The sequence below is a fragment of the Streptomyces sp. NPDC003300 genome (assembly GCF_040610915.1).
GTDB lineage: Bacteria > Actinomycetota > Actinomycetes > Streptomycetales > Streptomycetaceae > Actinacidiphila.
Window position 1 is genome coordinate 38797 of sequence record NZ_JBEXNE010000020.1, and the last position, 14924, is coordinate 53720.

Consider the following 14924-nt stretch of genomic DNA (forward strand, 5'->3'; position numbering starts at 1 on the left):
CCCGGCGGAGGAAGCTGACGGTAGGAGAAGACCTCGGCTTTCGGAGGAGCCCATGAACGTCACCACACGTCCGTGGGCGGTACCGCGGCTCAGGGCCGTACCGCTGGCCCGTCTGCGCCCCGCCGCGACCCCGTGACCTGGCTCGGCGCACCCCGCGTCCGGGAGGATGGGTCCGTGGCGCTCACCATGGACCTTCTGCGCGCCCCGCGCATCCCGGCGGCGCCGGGACCGCGGGTCGCCCCCGCCGACGTGGCGTTCGCCGCGCTCGTGTTCGCCGTGGAGGCGTTCCTGGCGTGCTGTCTGCCGGAGGAGCCGGCCAGCGGGCGGCCGGACCTGGCGGGCTGGGCGCTGCTGGTGGGCAGCGCGCTGGTGCTGGTGTGGCGGCGGCGTTCGCCGCTGGTGTGCATGCTCGGGATGCTGGCGTTCGTGGCGCCGTACCACTACCTGGAGAACATCCAGGTGGCGCCGATCCCGTCGAGCATGGTGGCGCTGTACGCGCTGGCGGTCGCGGGGCCGCCCGTGCGTACGTTCCTGCTGCTGCCGACGGTGATCGCGCTGATGGCGGCCATCATGTCGACGATCAGCGCGCCGCACGCGGGCACCGACATGCTCAAGAGCGCCGGCTGGATCGTGGCGGTCGCGGTGGCGGGCGAGGTGGTGCGGATGCACCGCAACTACGTGGCCGCGATCGTCGGGCGGGCCGAGCGCGCCGAGCGCACCCGCGAGGAGGAGGCGGCCCGCCGGGTCGCGGAGGAACGGCTGCGGATCGCCCGCGACCTGCACGACCTGCTCGCGCACAGCATCACCCTGATCGGCGTGCAGACGTCGGTGGCCGCGCACATCCTGGTCGCCGACCCCGACCGGCTCGACCGTACGGCGGTGGCCGCCGCGCTCGACACGATCGCCGACACCTGCCGGGAGGCCCGCGCCGAGCTGCGGACCACGCTGCGGGTGCTGCGCGCGGACGGCGACGGCCCGCTGCCCGACCTCGCGGGGATACCGGCCCTCGCCAAGGCCGCCGAGGCGGCGGGGGCCAGGGTGGACCTGGGCGACGCCGTGGGCGTCGCGCCGGTGCCGCCCGCGGTGGGCGCCGCGGCCTTCCGGATCGTCCAGGAGTCGCTCACCAACGCGGTACGGCACGCGGGGGTCCCGAGCCCGCTGATCACCGTACGGGTGGACCGCCGGGAGACGGCCCTGCACCTGCTGATCGAGGACGACGGCTCCTGCGGCGGCCCCGCGCCCGCGAACCGCGCCGAGGGGCGTACCGAGGGCTTCGGCATCGCCGGTATGCGCGAGCGCGCCCGCAGCGTCGGCGGCACCCTCACCGCGGGGCCGCGCCAGGACCGTACGGGCTTCGCGGTCAGCGCCGTGCTGCCGCTCACCGTCGATCACCAGGGAGACCACAGATGACCTCGCCGCCGCCGATCCGCGTGCTGCTCGCCGACGACCAGACGCTGGTGCGGGCCGCGTTCGCGATGCTGGTGGAGTCCGCCCGCGACATGGAGGTGGTCGGGCAGGCGGCGAACGGCCTGGAGGCGGTCGAGCAGGCCCGCAGCGCCCGCGCCGACGTCATCGTGATGGACATCCGCATGCCGGAGCTCGACGGCATCGAGGCCACCCGGCGGATCGCCGCCGACGACGACCTGGCGGGCGTACGCATCCTCGTACTGACCACCTACGACGACGACCAGCACGTGGTGTCGGCGCTGCGCGCGGGCGCGTCCGGCTTCCTGGTCAAGGACACCAGGCCCGCGGAGCTGCTGGACGCGATCCGTACCGTGGCGGCCGGGGACTCGCTGCTGTCGCCCGGCCCCACCGCGCGGCTGATCGCCCGGGTGCTGCGGCTGCCGGACCGGCCGCTGGTCAGCGCCCCGGCCCCGGCCGGGCTCGGCGGGCTGTCCGAGCGCGAGCGCGAAGTCCTCACGCTGGTCGCACGCGGCCTGAACAACGCGGAGACCGGTGAGGCGCTGGGCCTGAGCCCGCTCACCGCCAAGACGCACGTGAGCCGGATCATGGGCAAGCTCGGCGCCCGCGACCGCGCCCAACTCGTCATCACCGCCTACGAGTCCGGCCTGGTCGCGCCCGGCGCCGACCGCTGAGCCGGGGCCCGGCGGCGGCCGGTCGGCCGTCCGTCGCCGTACCGCTCCCGCCGTACGCGAGAATGGGCCCATGAGTCTGTTCCGCGACGACGGCATCGTGCTGCGCACCCAGAAGCTGGGTGAGGCGGACCGGATCATCACGCTGCTCACCCGGCGGCACGGACGGGTACGGGCGGTGGCCCGCGGTGTGCGCAGGACGAAGTCGAAGTTCGGCGCGCGCCTGGAGCCGTTCAGCCACGTCGACGTGCAGTTCTTCGTCCGCGGCGGGGAACTGGTCGGCCGCGGTCTGCCGCTGTGCACACAGGGCGAGACGATCGCGCCGTACGGCGGCTCGATCGTCACCGACTACGACCGCTACACCGCGGGCACCGCGATGCTGGAGACCGCGGAGCGCTTCACCGACCACGAGGGCGAGCCCGCCGTGCAGCAGTATCTGCTGCTGGTCGGCGCGCTGCGGACGCTCGCGGCGGGCGACCACGAGCCGCGGCTGGTGCTCGACGCCTTCCTGCTGCGGTCGCTGGCCGTCAACGGATACGCGCCCAGCTTCGACGACTGCGCCAAATGCGGTATGACCGGTCCCAACCGGTTCTTTTCGGTCGGCGCGGGAGGAGTCGTCTGCGGCGACTGCCGGGTGCCGGGAAGCGTCGTACCCTCACGGGAGTCACTGGAACTGCTCGGCGCGCTGCTGGGCGGCGACTGGGAGACCGCGGACGCCTGCGAGCCGCGCCACTGCCGTGAGGGCAGCGGGCTGGTGGCGGCCTACCTCCAGTGGCACCTGGAGCGCGGACTGCGCTCCCTGCGGTTCGTCGAGAAGACCTGAGCCGAGAAGGCATGAGGAGAAGTACCACCATGGCACGTCACGGGATTCTGGCCCGTTCCCGAAGCTCGTACCGGACACCCGACCCGCACCCGTCGGGGGCGCGTCCGCCGAAGCTCCAGAGCGAGCTGGTGCCCAAGCACGTGGCCGTCGTCATGGACGGCAACGGCCGCTGGGCCAAGGAGCGCGGCCTGCCGCGCACCGAGGGCCACCGGGTCGGCGAGGGCGTCGTCCTGGACGTGCTGAAGGGCTGCCTGGAGATCGGCGTCAAGAACCTCTCGCTGTACGCCTTCTCGACCGAGAACTGGAAGCGCTCGCCCGAGGAGGTGCGCTTCCTGATGAACTTCAACCGGGACGTGATCCGGCGGCGCCGCGACGAGATGGACGAACTCGGCATCCGCATCCGGTGGGTCGGGCGCATGCCCAAGATGTGGAAGTCCGTCGTGCAGGAGCTCCAGGTCGCCCAGGAGCAGACCGTCGACAATGACGCGATGACGCTGTATTTCTGCGTCAACTACGGGGGGCGCGCCGAGATCGCCGATGCGGCGCAGGCCATCGCCCGTGATGTCGCCGACGGGCGGCTCGACCCGTCCAAGGTCAACGAGAAGACCTTCGCCAAGTATCTCTACTACGCCGACATGCCCGACGTGGATCTCTTCCTGCGTCCCAGTGGTGAGCAGCGCACCTCCAACTATCTGCTCTGGCAGAGCAGTTACGCCGAGATGGTCTTCCAGGACGTGCTGTGGCCCGATTTCGACCGGCGCGATCTGTGGCGGGCCTGCGTCGAATACGCCTCGCGCGACCGTCGCTTCGGCGGGGCCATCCCCAACGAGGCCCAGCTCGCCGGCGACCAACGCGCCTAGGGCCTGTCCGGCGGATCACGAACGGCCCCTTCGACCCCTGGCACGCACGCCCGCCGCGTTGCCGGAATACCCGAATAGCTCCGCTATGAGGCTATCCCGGCGCCTTGCGCTCGCACGCGCCAGGCGCCGCCTGGACCGCCCATGATCCGCCGGACAGGCCCTAGCCCCTCCCGGGCGGGGTGACCCGATCCTTCCCGGGGCCGCCCCCGGACGGTTCCTCCGCCCCGGACGGCGGTCCGGCCTTCCCGGCCGCCGGGTGCCCTTGCGCAGGGCCTGCTTTTTTGGGGGCGCGGGGAACTGCGCGACCAGCCACGGCGGTGGCGCGCCGTTGAAAACCGGCCCCAGCGGGGCAGTTGCTGTGTGTTTTCGGGCTGAAAGCCCGGTGGTGGCTGAGCGCGCAGTTCCCCGCGCCCCCAAAGACACGTGGCCGGCGCCCCGGTGGAAGAGCCGTCCGGGGGTCGCGCCCGGGAAAGACCGGCCTACCGCCCCGGTGGAAGAGCCGTCCGGGCGGGGTCGGGGAAGGGCGGGGGACGCCCTTGGGGGTGGGCTAGGGCTGGGGGTGCTCGACGCAGTCGGAGCAGGTGCCGAAGATCTCCATGGTGTGGGCGACATCGGCGAAGCCGTGCTCGGCGGCGACCGCGTCGGCCCACTTCTCGACGGCGGGCCCCTCGACCTCGACGGCCTTGCCGCAGACGCGGCAGACGAGGTGGTGGTGGTGGCCGCCGCCGGAGCAGCGGCGGTAGACGGACTCGCCCTCACCGGTCCGGAGGACATCGATCTCGCCCGCGTCGGCCAGCGACTGAAGGGTCCGGTAGACCGTGGTGAGCCCGACGGAGTCGCCGCGGTGCTTCAGGATGTCGTGCAGATCCTGCGCGCTGCGGAATTCGTCGACCTCCGAGAGAGCGGCCGACACGGCGGCCCGTTGCCGGGTGGAGCGGCCACGTACGGGATGGGTGGTCACCGGTGCCTCCTTCTGGGTCGCTTCGTGCACCTGTCCGGACGGCCCATTGTGCCAGGCCGTTCCGTTCAGGCGGGTACCTCGTCGGCGGCGCCGCGGGCGGCGGGCACCTCCACCTCCAGGGTGCACCGTTCCCGCTCCGCCGCGGCCCGCCTGGCGCGTTTCCTGGCCAGCGGAGTGGCGAGCGCGGTGAGCACGATGAAGAGCCCGATGGTGATCAGGACGATCGTCGCACCGGACGGCACGTCCACGTAGTACGAGGTGACGGTGCCGGACAGTGTCACGGTGACGCCGATGGCCACCGCGCTGACGAAGGTGACCAGGAAGCTGCGGGTGACCTGCTGCGCCGCCGCGACGGGGATCACCATCAGCGCGCTGACCAGCAGCAGCCCGACCACGCGCATCGCGACCGTGACGGTGAGCGCGGCCGTGACCGCGACCAGCAGATTCAGCAGCCGCACCGGCAGCCCGGTGACCCGCGCGAACTCCTCGTCCTGCGACACCGCGAAGAGCTGCCGCCGCAGGCCCACGGTCACCAGCATGACGAAGCCCGCCAGCAGGCACATCGTGGTGATGTCGGACGGCGAGACGGTGGTGATCGAACCGAACAGGTACGTCTCCAGGTTGGCGTTGGAGCCGTTCGGCGCGAGGCTGGTCAGCATCACACCGCCCGCCATGCCGCCGTAGAAGAGCATGGCCAGCGCGATGTCGCCGCGCGTCTTGCCGTACCAGCGGATCAGCTCCATCGCGACGGCGCCCGCCACCGAGACGGCGGTGGCCATCCAGACCGGGTTGGACTGGAGGAGGAAGCCGAGGCCGACGCCGGTCAGCGCGACATGGCCGATACCGTCGCCCATCAGGGCCTGCCGTCGCTGCACGAGGTAGATCCCGATGGCCGGCGCGGTGAGGCCGACCAGCGCGGCGGCGATCAGGGCCCGTTGCATGAAGGCGTAGTCGAGGAATTCCATCAGCTCAGCAGTCCCGTCCTGACCGGCGCGGCCGAGGTGTCCGCGTGCGGGTGTACGTGGTCGTGGCCCGGCAGGGCGTGCTGTCCCAGTGCCCGCGGCGGCGCGCCCTCGTACGTCACGCAGCCGTCGCGCAGCACGACCGCGCGGTCGATCAGCGGTTCCAGCGGCCCCAGTTCGTGCAGGACCAGCAGGACGGTGGTGCCCGCCGCGACCTGGGCGCGCAGGGTCGCCGCGAGGATGCGCTGGCTGTCGAGGTCCACGCCCGCCATCGGCTCGTCCATGATGAGCAGGTCCGGCTCCCCGGCCAGCGCGCGGGCGATCAGCACCCGCTGGTGCTGGCCGCCGGAGAGCGCGTCCACGGAGTCGCCCGCGCGGTCGGTGAGGTCGACGACGGCGATGGCCCGGTCCACGGCCGCCCGGTCGGCGCGGCGCATCGGCCGCAGCCGGGTACGGGCCAGCCGCCCGGCCGAGACCACCTCGCGTACGGTCGCGGGCACGCCGCCTGCCGCCGTGGTGCGCTGCGGCACGTACCCGATCCGCGCCCACTGCCGGAAGCGGCGCAGCGGCGTACCGAACAGCTCCAGCGAGCCGCCGGTCAGCGGCACCTGGCCGATGACCGCGCGCACCGCCGTGGACTTGCCCGAGCCGTTGGCGCCGAGGAGCGCCACGACCTCGCCGCGCCCGACGGTCAGGTCGATGCCGCGCAGCACGGGGCGAGCGCCGAGGGTGGCGGTGGCGCCGCTGAGCGCGATGACCGGGTCCGTGACCGCGCCGGCGTCCCCGGCCGCTTCGACGGCTTGCTGGTCCATGGCGGTGACCTCCGTCACTTCGCGCCGAGCGCCGCGCGCAGGGCCGTCAGATTGCTCCGCTGCACCTGGAAGTAGTCGGTGCCCTTGGACTTGTCGGTGATGCCCTCGATCGGGTCGAGGACGTCGGTGCGCAGCCTCAGGTCGCCCGCGAGGGTCTTCGCGGTGGCGTCGCTGACCAGCGTCTCGAAGAAGACGGTCGACACGTGCTTGCTCTTCACCAGGTCGTGCAGCGCCTTGACCCGCGCCGCGCTGGGCTCGCTCTCCGGGTCGATGCCGTTGATGGCCTCCTCGACCAGCCCGTACCGCTCGGCGAGGTAGCCGAAGGCGGCGTGCGTGGTGACGAAGGTGTCGGAGGCGCGGTTCTTCAGGCCGTCGCGGAATGCGGTGTCCAGGGCGGTGAGCCGGGCGACCAGCGCGTCGGTGTTCTTGCCGTACGCCGCCGCGTTCGCCGGGTCGGCCTGCTCCAGCGCCTTGCCGACGCCCTTGGCGACCTCGGCGTACTTCACCGGGTCCAGCCAGATGTGCGGGTCGGCGCCCGCGCCTTCCTCGCTGCCGCCGCCGGTGCCGTTGTCGCCGGTCGTGTGGTGCGTGCCGTCCACCTCGGTGCCGTGGGACTCCAGCGGGGTCAGCGACGCGGCGTCGACCTTGTGCTTGACGCCGGAGAGCTTCACGGCGTCGTCCACGGCGGGCTGGAGGCCCTTGAGGTAGACGATCACATCGGACTGGCCGAGCCTGCCGGTCTCCTTCGGCGTCAGCTCCAGGTCGTGCGGCTCCACGCCCGGCTTGGTGAGGTCGGTCACCGCGACATGGTCGGCGCCGATCTGCGCCGCCAGGTACTCCAGCGGGTAGAAAGCGGCCGTGACCTTGAGCTTTCCGCCGCTCTTGGAGTCACCCGAGGTGTTCTCGGAGGCGTCGGCACCGGAGCAGGCCGACAGTGCCAGCAGGCCGAGCACGGCCGCGGCGGCGACGGAGACGGCGGATATCGGGCGGCGATGGATGTTCATGACTGTCATTTTCATCTGATGTGGAAACGATTGTCAATATCCGTAGGGCGGGGTCCGCGATCCGCTCCCGGCCGGGTTCCTGGAGCCGGGTTCCGGAACGGATTTGATAAGGGGACCGCACCCGCCGGTAATCTGAGGCAACTGACCGCTTCGTCGTACTGAAGAGAGCACCGTGGCCGCCGACAAGATCGACACCATCGTCAGCCTGAGCAAGCGCCGTGGCTTCGTTTTCCCGAGCAGTGAGATCTACGGCGGCTCCAAGGCCGCCTGGGACTACGGGCCGCTGGGCGTCGAGCTGAAGGAGAACATCAAGCGCCAGTGGTGGCGCGCCATGGTGACCTCCCGTGAGGACGTGGTGGGAATCGACTCGTCGGTGATCCTCGCCCCCGAGGTCTGGGTGGCCTCCGGCCACGTCGCCACGTTCTCCGACCCGCTCACCGAGTGCACCTCCTGTCACAAGCGCTACCGCGCGGACCACCTGGAGGAGGCGTACGAGGCCAAGCACGGCAAGCCCCCGGCCAACGGCCTCGCCGACATCAACTGCCCGCACTGCGGCACCAAGGGCGCCTTCACCGAGCCCAAGCAGTTCTCCGGCATGCTCCAGACCCACCTCGGCCCGACCCAGGACGCGGGCTCGGTGGCGTACCTGCGGCCCGAGACCGCGCAGGGCATCTTCACCAACTTCGCCCAGGTGCAGACCACTTCGCGCAAGAAGCCGCCGTTCGGCATCGCCCAGATGGGCAAGTCGTTCCGCAACGAGATCACGCCGGGCAACTTCATCTTCCGCACCCGCGAGTTCGAGCAGATGGAGATGGAGTTCTTCGTCAAGCCCGGCGAGGACGAGAAGTGGCACGAGTACTGGATGCAGGAGCGCTGGAACTGGTACACGGGCCTGGGCATCCGGGAGGAGAACATCCGGTGGTTCGACCACCCCAAGGAGAAGCTCTCCCACTACTCCAAGCGCACCGCCGACATCGAGTACCGCTTCAACTTCGGCGGCCAGGAGTTCAGTGAGCTGGAGGGCGTCGCCAACCGCACCGACTACGACCTCTCCTCGCACTCCAAGGCGTCCGGCCAGGACCTCTCCTACTTCGACCAGGAGGCGGGCGAGCGCTGGTTCCCGTACGTCATCGAGCCCGCGGCCGGTGTCAACCGCGCGATGCTGGCCTTCATGCTCGACGCGTACAACGAGGACGAGGCGCCCAACGCCAAGGGCGTCATGGAGAAGCGCACCGTGATGCGGCTCGACCCGCGCCTCGCGCCGGTCAAGGTCGCCGTCCTGCCGCTCTCCCGCAACCCCGAGCTGTCCCCGAAGGCCAAGGGCCTGGCCACCGCGCTGCGCGCCAACTGGAACATCGAGTTCGACGACGCGGGCGCCATCGGCCGCCGCTACCGCCGCCAGGACGAGATCGGCACGCCGTTCTGCGTGACCGTCGACTTCGACACGCTCGAGGACAACGCGGTGACGGTCCGCGAGCGCGACACGATGAAGCAGGAGCGCGTGTCGCTCGACCAGGTGGAGACCTACCTGGGCAGCCGACTGCTGGGCTGCTGACGCCGGTTGCACACGGGCGGGGCCGCGCGAGCCGGACGGACCGGATCGCGCGGCCCCGCCCTCGTCGTCCCGTGCGTCAGTCCGCGCGCAGGCCGCGCAGCACCAGCTCGCACACCGCCGTGAACTCGGCGTCGACGCCCGGCAGGGTCCACTCGGCCGCGTGCGCCGGGTCGTGGAAGCGGCAGGTGGCGTCCCAGACGGCGCGGGCGGTGGCCGCCCGGTCGCAGGGGGCGAACTCACCGCGCCTGACGCCGTCCGCGACGATCCCGGCGAGCTGGTCGATCGTCTCCTGCACGTGGCGGCTGACGGCGCCGCTGTTGTCGCGCGCCAACGCCTGGAAGGTGGCGAAGAGTTCCGGGTCGAGCCCGGCCTTGCGCCGCTTGGCCGCGAAGAGTTCGGCGAGCCAGCGCGGCAGCCGCTCGGGCGCCGGCCCGTCCTCCGCGGCGATGTCCGCGAGCGCCGCGTGCGCCTCGGCCAGCCACTTCTGGGTGACCGCCTCGCGCAGTTCCGCCTTGCTGCGGAAGTGCCGGTAGACGCTGCCGTGGCTGACCCCGAGCGCCCGCGCCACATCGACCACCGTGGCCTTCGCGGGGCCGTAGCGGCGCAGCACGTCCTCGGTGGCTTCGAGGACGCGGTCACGGGTCAGGGGCTCCGGCGGCATGGGAGAGGCGGCCTTTCGGCGGGTCGGGACACGGCTTCTGCGACGGCGACGGCCGCCGAGATCGCCGCAGCCGTCGCCGTCCAGTGTGCGGCAGGGCGCCGCCGGCTCAGCGCTCGCTGTCCAGATGGGTCATCTGCCGGGGGTCGTAGCGGGTGCCCGCGACCTCCGCGGCCGGGACGGCCCGCTCGATGTCGGCGATGTCCGCGGCGTCCAGCGTCAGGTCGAGCGCGGAGAGCGCCTCGGTGAGCCGGTCCCTGCGGCGGGCGCCGATCAGCGGCACGATGTCGTCGCCGCGGGACAGCACCCAGGCGATGGCGGCCTGCGCGACCGTGACGCCCTTGCCGTCCGCGACCTCGCGCAGCGCCTCGACCAGGCCGAGGTTGCGCTCCAGATTCTCCCCGGAAAAGCGCGGGTTGTAGCTGCGGAAGTCGCCCGCCTCCGTGCCGCTGCCCCGGGTCCAGTGGCCGCTGAGCAGCCCGCGCGAGAGCACGCCGTACGCCGTCACGCCGATGCCGAGGTCGCGGGCGGTGGGCAGAATCCGGTCCTCGATGCCGCGCGAGAAGAGGCTGTACTCGATCTGGAGATCGGCGATCGGGGCGACGGAGGCGGCCCTGCGCAGCGTCTCCGCGCCGACCTCGGACAGCCCGATGTGCCGGACGTGCCCGGCCTGGACCAGCTCGGCGATCGCGCCGACGGTCTCCTCGATCGGCACGTCCGGGTCGACGCGGGCGATCCGGTAGATGTCGATGTGGTCGGTGCCGAGCCGGTTCAGGGAGTACGCGAGGAAGTTGCGGATCGCGACCGGGCGGCCGTCGTAGCCGCCGAAGCCGCCCTCGACATCGCGCAGCGCGCCGAATTTGACGCTGATGACGGCCTGGCCGCGGCTGCCGGGGCGGGCCCGCAGGGCGTCGCGGATCAGCAGTTCGTTCAGGCCCATGCCGTAGAAGTCGCCGGTGTCGAGCAGGGTCACGCCCGCGTCCAGCGCGGCGTGGATGGTGGCGACGGACTCGGCGTCGTCGGAGGCGCCGTACGCGCCGGACATGCCCATGCAGCCGAGGCCGAGGGCGGAGACGACGGGTCCTGTGGTGCCGAGGGTGCGGGTGCGCATCGGTGGGGGTCCCCTTCGGGGTCGTCGGCGGGACGGGTGTGCGTTCCCACCGTCACATGTGGACTGACAGATATCAACATCTGTCAGTCCACATGTCGTGCGGCCGTGCCCCCGGGGGCCGTCCTCGGCCCGGGGCGGTGGGCCGGTCCTCTCGGGGGCGCGGACCGGGGCCGGTTCGGGGCGGGGACTTCGGGCCGAGGTGCCCGTCGCTAGACGATCCTGCGCGGCAGCCGGGTGCTCAGCGCGACCGTCGCGACCACCGCCGCGAGCTGCGCGACCAGCACCCAGACCAGGGCGTCCCGTACGCCGATCGAACCGGACAGGGTCAGGAACAGCGTGCCGAGAGTGGCCACGCCCAGCGCGAGGCTGGACTGCTGGGTGGTCGCCATCGCGCCGCTGCCGACCCCGGCCTGCGCGGCCGGCACCTCGCTGAGCACGATCCGGAGCACCACCGGCAGGACGAAGCCCTGGCCGAAGCCGATCACGGCCATGCTCGGCGCCAGCTCCGCGATGCTCAGACCCGTGCCGCCGTAGTGGAAGGTCGCGGCCAGCGCCACCAGGCCGACGCCCTGGACCAGCGAGCCCGCGGTCACCACACGGCGGCCGAAGCGGGCCACCATCCGCGGACCGAGCAGCGAGGCGGCGAAGAAGGCGGCGCACAGCGGGGCCAGCGCGGCCCCCGCCTCCAGCGCCCCGAAGCGCAGCCCGTCCTGCATGGCCACCGCCACGACGAACATGAAGCCGCCGAAGCCGAGGCAGAAGGGCACGATGAGCAGCAGACCGCTGCGCACGCTGTGGACGCGCAGCAGCGACGGCGGGATCAGCGGATTGCCGCCGTCGCGCTCACCGCGCCGCTCGACCGCCACGAAGGCCGCCGCAGCGAGCGGGAAGACCGTGAGCAGCACCCACGACCACAGCGGCCAGCCGGCCGCCCGGCCCTCGGTGAGCGGCAGCAGCAGGGTGATCAGCGTGACCGCGAGCAGTGCGGTGCCGGGCTTGTCGATACGGGCCGGGTGCGCGGACCGCGTCTCCGGCACCGACTTCAGCGCCAGCGCCAGCGCGACGGCCGCCACCGGCACGTTCACCAGGAAGATCGCCCGCCAACCGCTGCCCGCGATGTCCGCGGAGACCAGCACGCCGCCGAGCACCTGGCCGACGACGCTGGCGATGCCCGCGGTCGCGCCGTAGTAGCTCAGCGCCTTGCCGCGGGCGCCGCCCGAGGTCGCGGACTGGATGGTGGCCAGCGCCTGCGGCAGCAGCAGCGCGGAGGCGGCGCCCTGGGCGACGCGGGCCGCCACCAGGGTCCAGGCGGAGGGGGCGACACCGCAGGCCAGCGAGGTCACGGCGAATAGGCCGAGGCCCCACAGGAAGAGATTGCGGCGGCCGAACATGTCGCCGAGCCGCCCGCCGAGCACGAGCAGCACCGCGTAGGCGACGCCGTAGCCCGCGACGACCATCTCCAGGACCGCGGGTCCGGCGTGCAGGTCGCGGTCGATGGTGGGCAGGGCCACGTTGACGATGAAGAAGTCCACCATCGGCAGCGCCGCGCCGAGCAGCACGGTCAGCAGGCCGAGGGAGCTCAGGCCGGGGGCCGGGGCGGGGGAGTGCGAGCGGGTGGGGACGGAAGAGTTCCGGGCGGGCGCCCCGATGCGGGTCACGCGGGGGAGCACCTGAGCCCGGGAGGTCATGGTGGGTTCCATTCGGTCGGTCACATGGTCCACACTGGACCCGTTCTCAGGGTGGTACCAGAGAGCGTTTATCCAGGTATACGCACCACCTGGCAACCGGCTGCCGGATCGGGCACTCTGGGAATATGACCGCAGACGCCAGCGCTTTCCCGCCGAGCAGCGTGACCCCGAGCGCGGGCACTGTCGCCCCGGATTCGGGCGCCGTTTCCCCGGATTCGGTCCCCGTTCCCGCGGGGACGGGGACCGTGTCGCCGGACTCGGCCGCCGCCCCGTCGGGTCAGGGGAACGTCTCGCTGGACGTCTCCGGGGCCGATGTGCCCGAGGCCGCCGCCGCGGAGAGCCGCCGCCAGGAGCTGGCGTCCTTTCTGCGCAGCCGCCGGGAGCGGATCTCGCCGGACCAGGTCGGGCTGCCGCCCGGCCGTCGGCGCCGGACGCCCGGACTGCGCCGCGAGGAGGTCGCACAGCTCGCCGCCGTCGGGGTCACCTGGTACACGTGGCTGGAGCAGGCGCGGGAGATCCAGGTCTCCGGGCAGGTCGCCGACGCCATCGCGCGCGCCCTGATGCTCGACCACAACGAGCGCAAGCACCTGTTCACCCTCGCCGGGACCGCCGACCCGCACCCGCACCTGGAATGCCCCGGCATGTCACCCGCGCTGCTCGCCATGGTCGACCAGCTCGCGCCGCTGCCCGCCGCGGTCGTCAACAGCCGGTACGACGTGATCGCGTACAACCGCACCTACGGCCGGCTGGTCAGCGACCTGGACGCGCTGCCCGTCGAGGACCGCAACGTCATGTGGCTGTCGTTCACCGACCCGCTGTGGCGCGAGCGGATGGTCGACCGCGAGGAGAGCATCCGGCTGATGGCCGCCAAATTCCGCGTCTCGATGGCCCAGCACCTGGCGGAGCCCGCCTGGCGCGAGCTGCTCAAGCGGCTCCAGCAGAGCTCGCCCGACTTCCGCGAGATGTGGGAACGGCACGAGGTGCTCCAGCCCGACGGCCACATCAAGCGCTATCTGAACCCCGAAGTCGGCCTGCTCTCCTTCGACTTCACCCACCTGTGGCTCGGCCCGCAGCAGGGCCCCCGCCTGACCACGTACACCCCGGCCGACGACCTCACCCGCGAGCGCCTCAACCGGCTGCACGCGCTGGTCTCCGCGCGGGAGCGGCAGCCGATCGCGGGCTGATCCGCGAGCGAGCCCCGGCCTTCCGGCCGCCGGCTGACCCGCTTTCCGGCCCCCCTTCCGGACCCCCTCCGGCCCCCCGTGCCTCCTCGGCACGGGGGGCCGGACGCGTCTGCAGATTTGGAATATCCACACAGACCCATGCCGGGTGTGGCGTTTCCATAGGGAGCCTATGGGAGGGAATGCCCGCTTCCTGCTCCTCTGAGTGATCTACTCATCACTCTGTGGTCATATGTGGTCGCTCATCGGCCACGGAATGTCTCATTCGGACACTCTTCCTCGCGCAGCCTCTTGTGGCATTGCGTGGATACAGGTATGAATTCCACACGAAGTAAAAGTGAGGTTGGCACGGAAGGGCCCGCGATGAGCGTTAACGGCACATCCGCGCACTTCGCGGAGGAACGTCGGCGAGCGCTGCTCGACCAGCTCAAGGCCAACGGGCGGCTCGAAGTCGTCGCCGCGGCCGACCGGCTGGAGGTGACGTCGGAGACGATCCGCCGCGATCTGGTGCTGCTGGAGCGCCGCGGTCTCGTCCAGCGGGTGCACGGCGGAGCGATCCTCCTCGACCGTGAGCACCTCGTCCCCGACCTCCAGTCGCGCAGGCGGCTGATGGCGGTGGCGAAGGACCTGATCGCCCACGCCGCGGTCAAGCACATGCCCGACGAGGGCGCGGTGATCATCGACGCCGGGACCACCACCGGCCGGATGGCCGAGATATTTCCCGGCGGTCCCTCGCTGGTCGTCATGACCAACAGCCTCCAGGCGGCGATCGCGCTCGCGGGCAAACAAGGACTCAGCGTCCACACCCTCGGCGGCCGCGTCCGGGCCAACACCCTGGCCGAGGTCGACGCCCCCGCGCTCGGCGCCATCGCGCGCGTCCACGTCGACGTCGCCTTCATCGGCACCTACGGGGTCTCGCCCCGGCACGGCTTCTCCACCCCCGACCCGGCCGAGGCCGCGGTCAAGGAGGCGATGATCCGCGCCGCCAAGCGGACCGTCGTCCTCTGCGACAGCAGCAAGATCGGCAAGGACCACTTCGCCCGGTTCGCCGACACCTCCCAGCCCGATCTCCTGATCACCGACGCCGACGCCCCACCGGAACTGCTGCGGGCCCTGGAGACCTCCGGGCTGGCGATCGAAGTGGTTCCGATCCCATGACAAGAGATCCCGCAGACACCGCCGCCACGGCGACGTGTACCACCGCAAAGGAGCG

At 71.9% G+C, this 14924-nt stretch carries 14 protein-coding genes; 7 read left to right on the top strand and 7 right to left on the bottom strand.

What is annotated here, in order from left to right:
* The first annotated feature begins 174 nt into the window (after window positions 1-174).
* From ABZX65_RS25895 to ABZX65_RS25910, 4 genes are all read left to right on the top strand, one after another.
* Window positions 175-1410, top strand: coding sequence for a histidine kinase (locus ABZX65_RS25895; protein WP_355344546.1), 1236 nt, complete (start codon window positions 175-177; stop codon window positions 1408-1410).
* Entirely contained in the window at window positions 1407-2099 is a 693-nt protein-coding gene (locus ABZX65_RS25900) for a response regulator transcription factor (RefSeq protein ID WP_355344548.1), read from the top strand. The genes ABZX65_RS25895 and ABZX65_RS25900 overlap by 4 nt, the downstream gene beginning before the upstream one ends.
* Before the next feature lie 70 nt (window positions 2100-2169).
* Window positions 2170-2919, top strand: coding sequence for a DNA repair protein RecO (recO, locus tag ABZX65_RS25905; protein WP_355344550.1), 750 nt, complete (start codon window positions 2170-2172; stop codon window positions 2917-2919).
* A gap of 29 nt (window positions 2920-2948) precedes the next feature.
* Entirely contained in the window at window positions 2949-3779 is an 831-nt protein-coding gene (locus ABZX65_RS25910; protein ID WP_188280782.1) for an isoprenyl transferase, read from the top strand.
* A 547-nt stretch (window positions 3780-4326) separates the two neighbouring features.
* On the opposite strand, the gene ABZX65_RS25915 is transcribed toward ABZX65_RS25910, so the two are convergent.
* The 4 genes from ABZX65_RS25915 to ABZX65_RS25930 form a co-directional block, all read right to left on the bottom strand.
* The gene (locus ABZX65_RS25915) at window positions 4327-4740 is read right to left on the bottom strand and encodes a Fur family transcriptional regulator (RefSeq protein WP_355344554.1); all 414 of its coding nucleotides are present in this window, start codon (window positions 4738-4740) and stop codon (window positions 4327-4329) included.
* A 65-nt stretch (window positions 4741-4805) separates the two neighbouring features.
* Window positions 4806-5705: a metal ABC transporter permease gene (locus ABZX65_RS25920; protein WP_355344557.1), complete on the bottom strand. Its 900-nt coding sequence runs from the start codon at window positions 5703-5705 to the stop codon at window positions 4806-4808.
* The gene (locus ABZX65_RS25925) at window positions 5705-6514 is read right to left on the bottom strand and encodes an ATP-binding cassette domain-containing protein (protein ID WP_355344560.1); all 810 of its coding nucleotides are present in this window, start codon (window positions 6512-6514) and stop codon (window positions 5705-5707) included. Before ABZX65_RS25925 ends, ABZX65_RS25920 begins: the two co-directional genes overlap by 1 nt.
* Before the next feature lie 14 nt (window positions 6515-6528).
* Window positions 6529-7518 (bottom strand): metal ABC transporter substrate-binding protein, encoded by a 990-nt coding sequence (locus ABZX65_RS25930; protein WP_355344563.1) that lies wholly within the window; start codon window positions 7516-7518, stop codon window positions 6529-6531.
* A gap of 172 nt (window positions 7519-7690) precedes the next feature.
* On the opposite strand from ABZX65_RS25930, the gene ABZX65_RS25935 reads away from it, so the two are divergent.
* Window positions 7691-9073, top strand: a complete 1383-nt coding sequence (locus ABZX65_RS25935) for a glycine--tRNA ligase (RefSeq protein ID WP_355344566.1) — start codon at window positions 7691-7693, stop codon at window positions 9071-9073.
* A 76-nt stretch (window positions 9074-9149) separates the two neighbouring features.
* On the opposite strand, the gene ABZX65_RS25940 is transcribed toward ABZX65_RS25935, so the two are convergent.
* From ABZX65_RS25940 to ABZX65_RS25950, 3 genes are all read right to left on the bottom strand, one after another.
* Entirely contained in the window at window positions 9150-9734 is a 585-nt protein-coding gene (locus ABZX65_RS25940; RefSeq protein ID WP_355344569.1) for a TetR family transcriptional regulator, read from the bottom strand.
* A 106-nt stretch (window positions 9735-9840) separates the two neighbouring features.
* A complete protein-coding gene (locus tag ABZX65_RS25945; RefSeq protein WP_355344572.1) occupies window positions 9841-10842 on the bottom strand; it encodes an aldo/keto reductase in 1002 nt (333 codons plus the stop codon).
* A 209-nt stretch (window positions 10843-11051) separates the two neighbouring features.
* Window positions 11052-12530: an MFS transporter gene (locus ABZX65_RS25950; RefSeq protein ID WP_355344575.1), complete on the bottom strand. Its 1479-nt coding sequence runs from the start codon at window positions 12528-12530 to the stop codon at window positions 11052-11054.
* 293 nt (window positions 12531-12823) lie between these two features.
* On the opposite strand from ABZX65_RS25950, the gene ABZX65_RS25955 reads away from it, so the two are divergent.
* Both ABZX65_RS25955 and ABZX65_RS25960 read left to right on the top strand, forming a co-directional pair.
* On the top strand, window positions 12824-13714 hold the full coding sequence (locus ABZX65_RS25955) for a helix-turn-helix transcriptional regulator (protein WP_355344846.1): 891 nt from the start codon (window positions 12824-12826) through the stop codon (window positions 13712-13714).
* A 360-nt stretch (window positions 13715-14074) separates the two neighbouring features.
* On the top strand, window positions 14075-14869 hold the full coding sequence (locus ABZX65_RS25960; protein WP_355344578.1) for a DeoR/GlpR family DNA-binding transcription regulator: 795 nt from the start codon (window positions 14075-14077) through the stop codon (window positions 14867-14869).
* The last annotated feature ends 55 nt before the right edge of the window (window positions 14870-14924 follow it).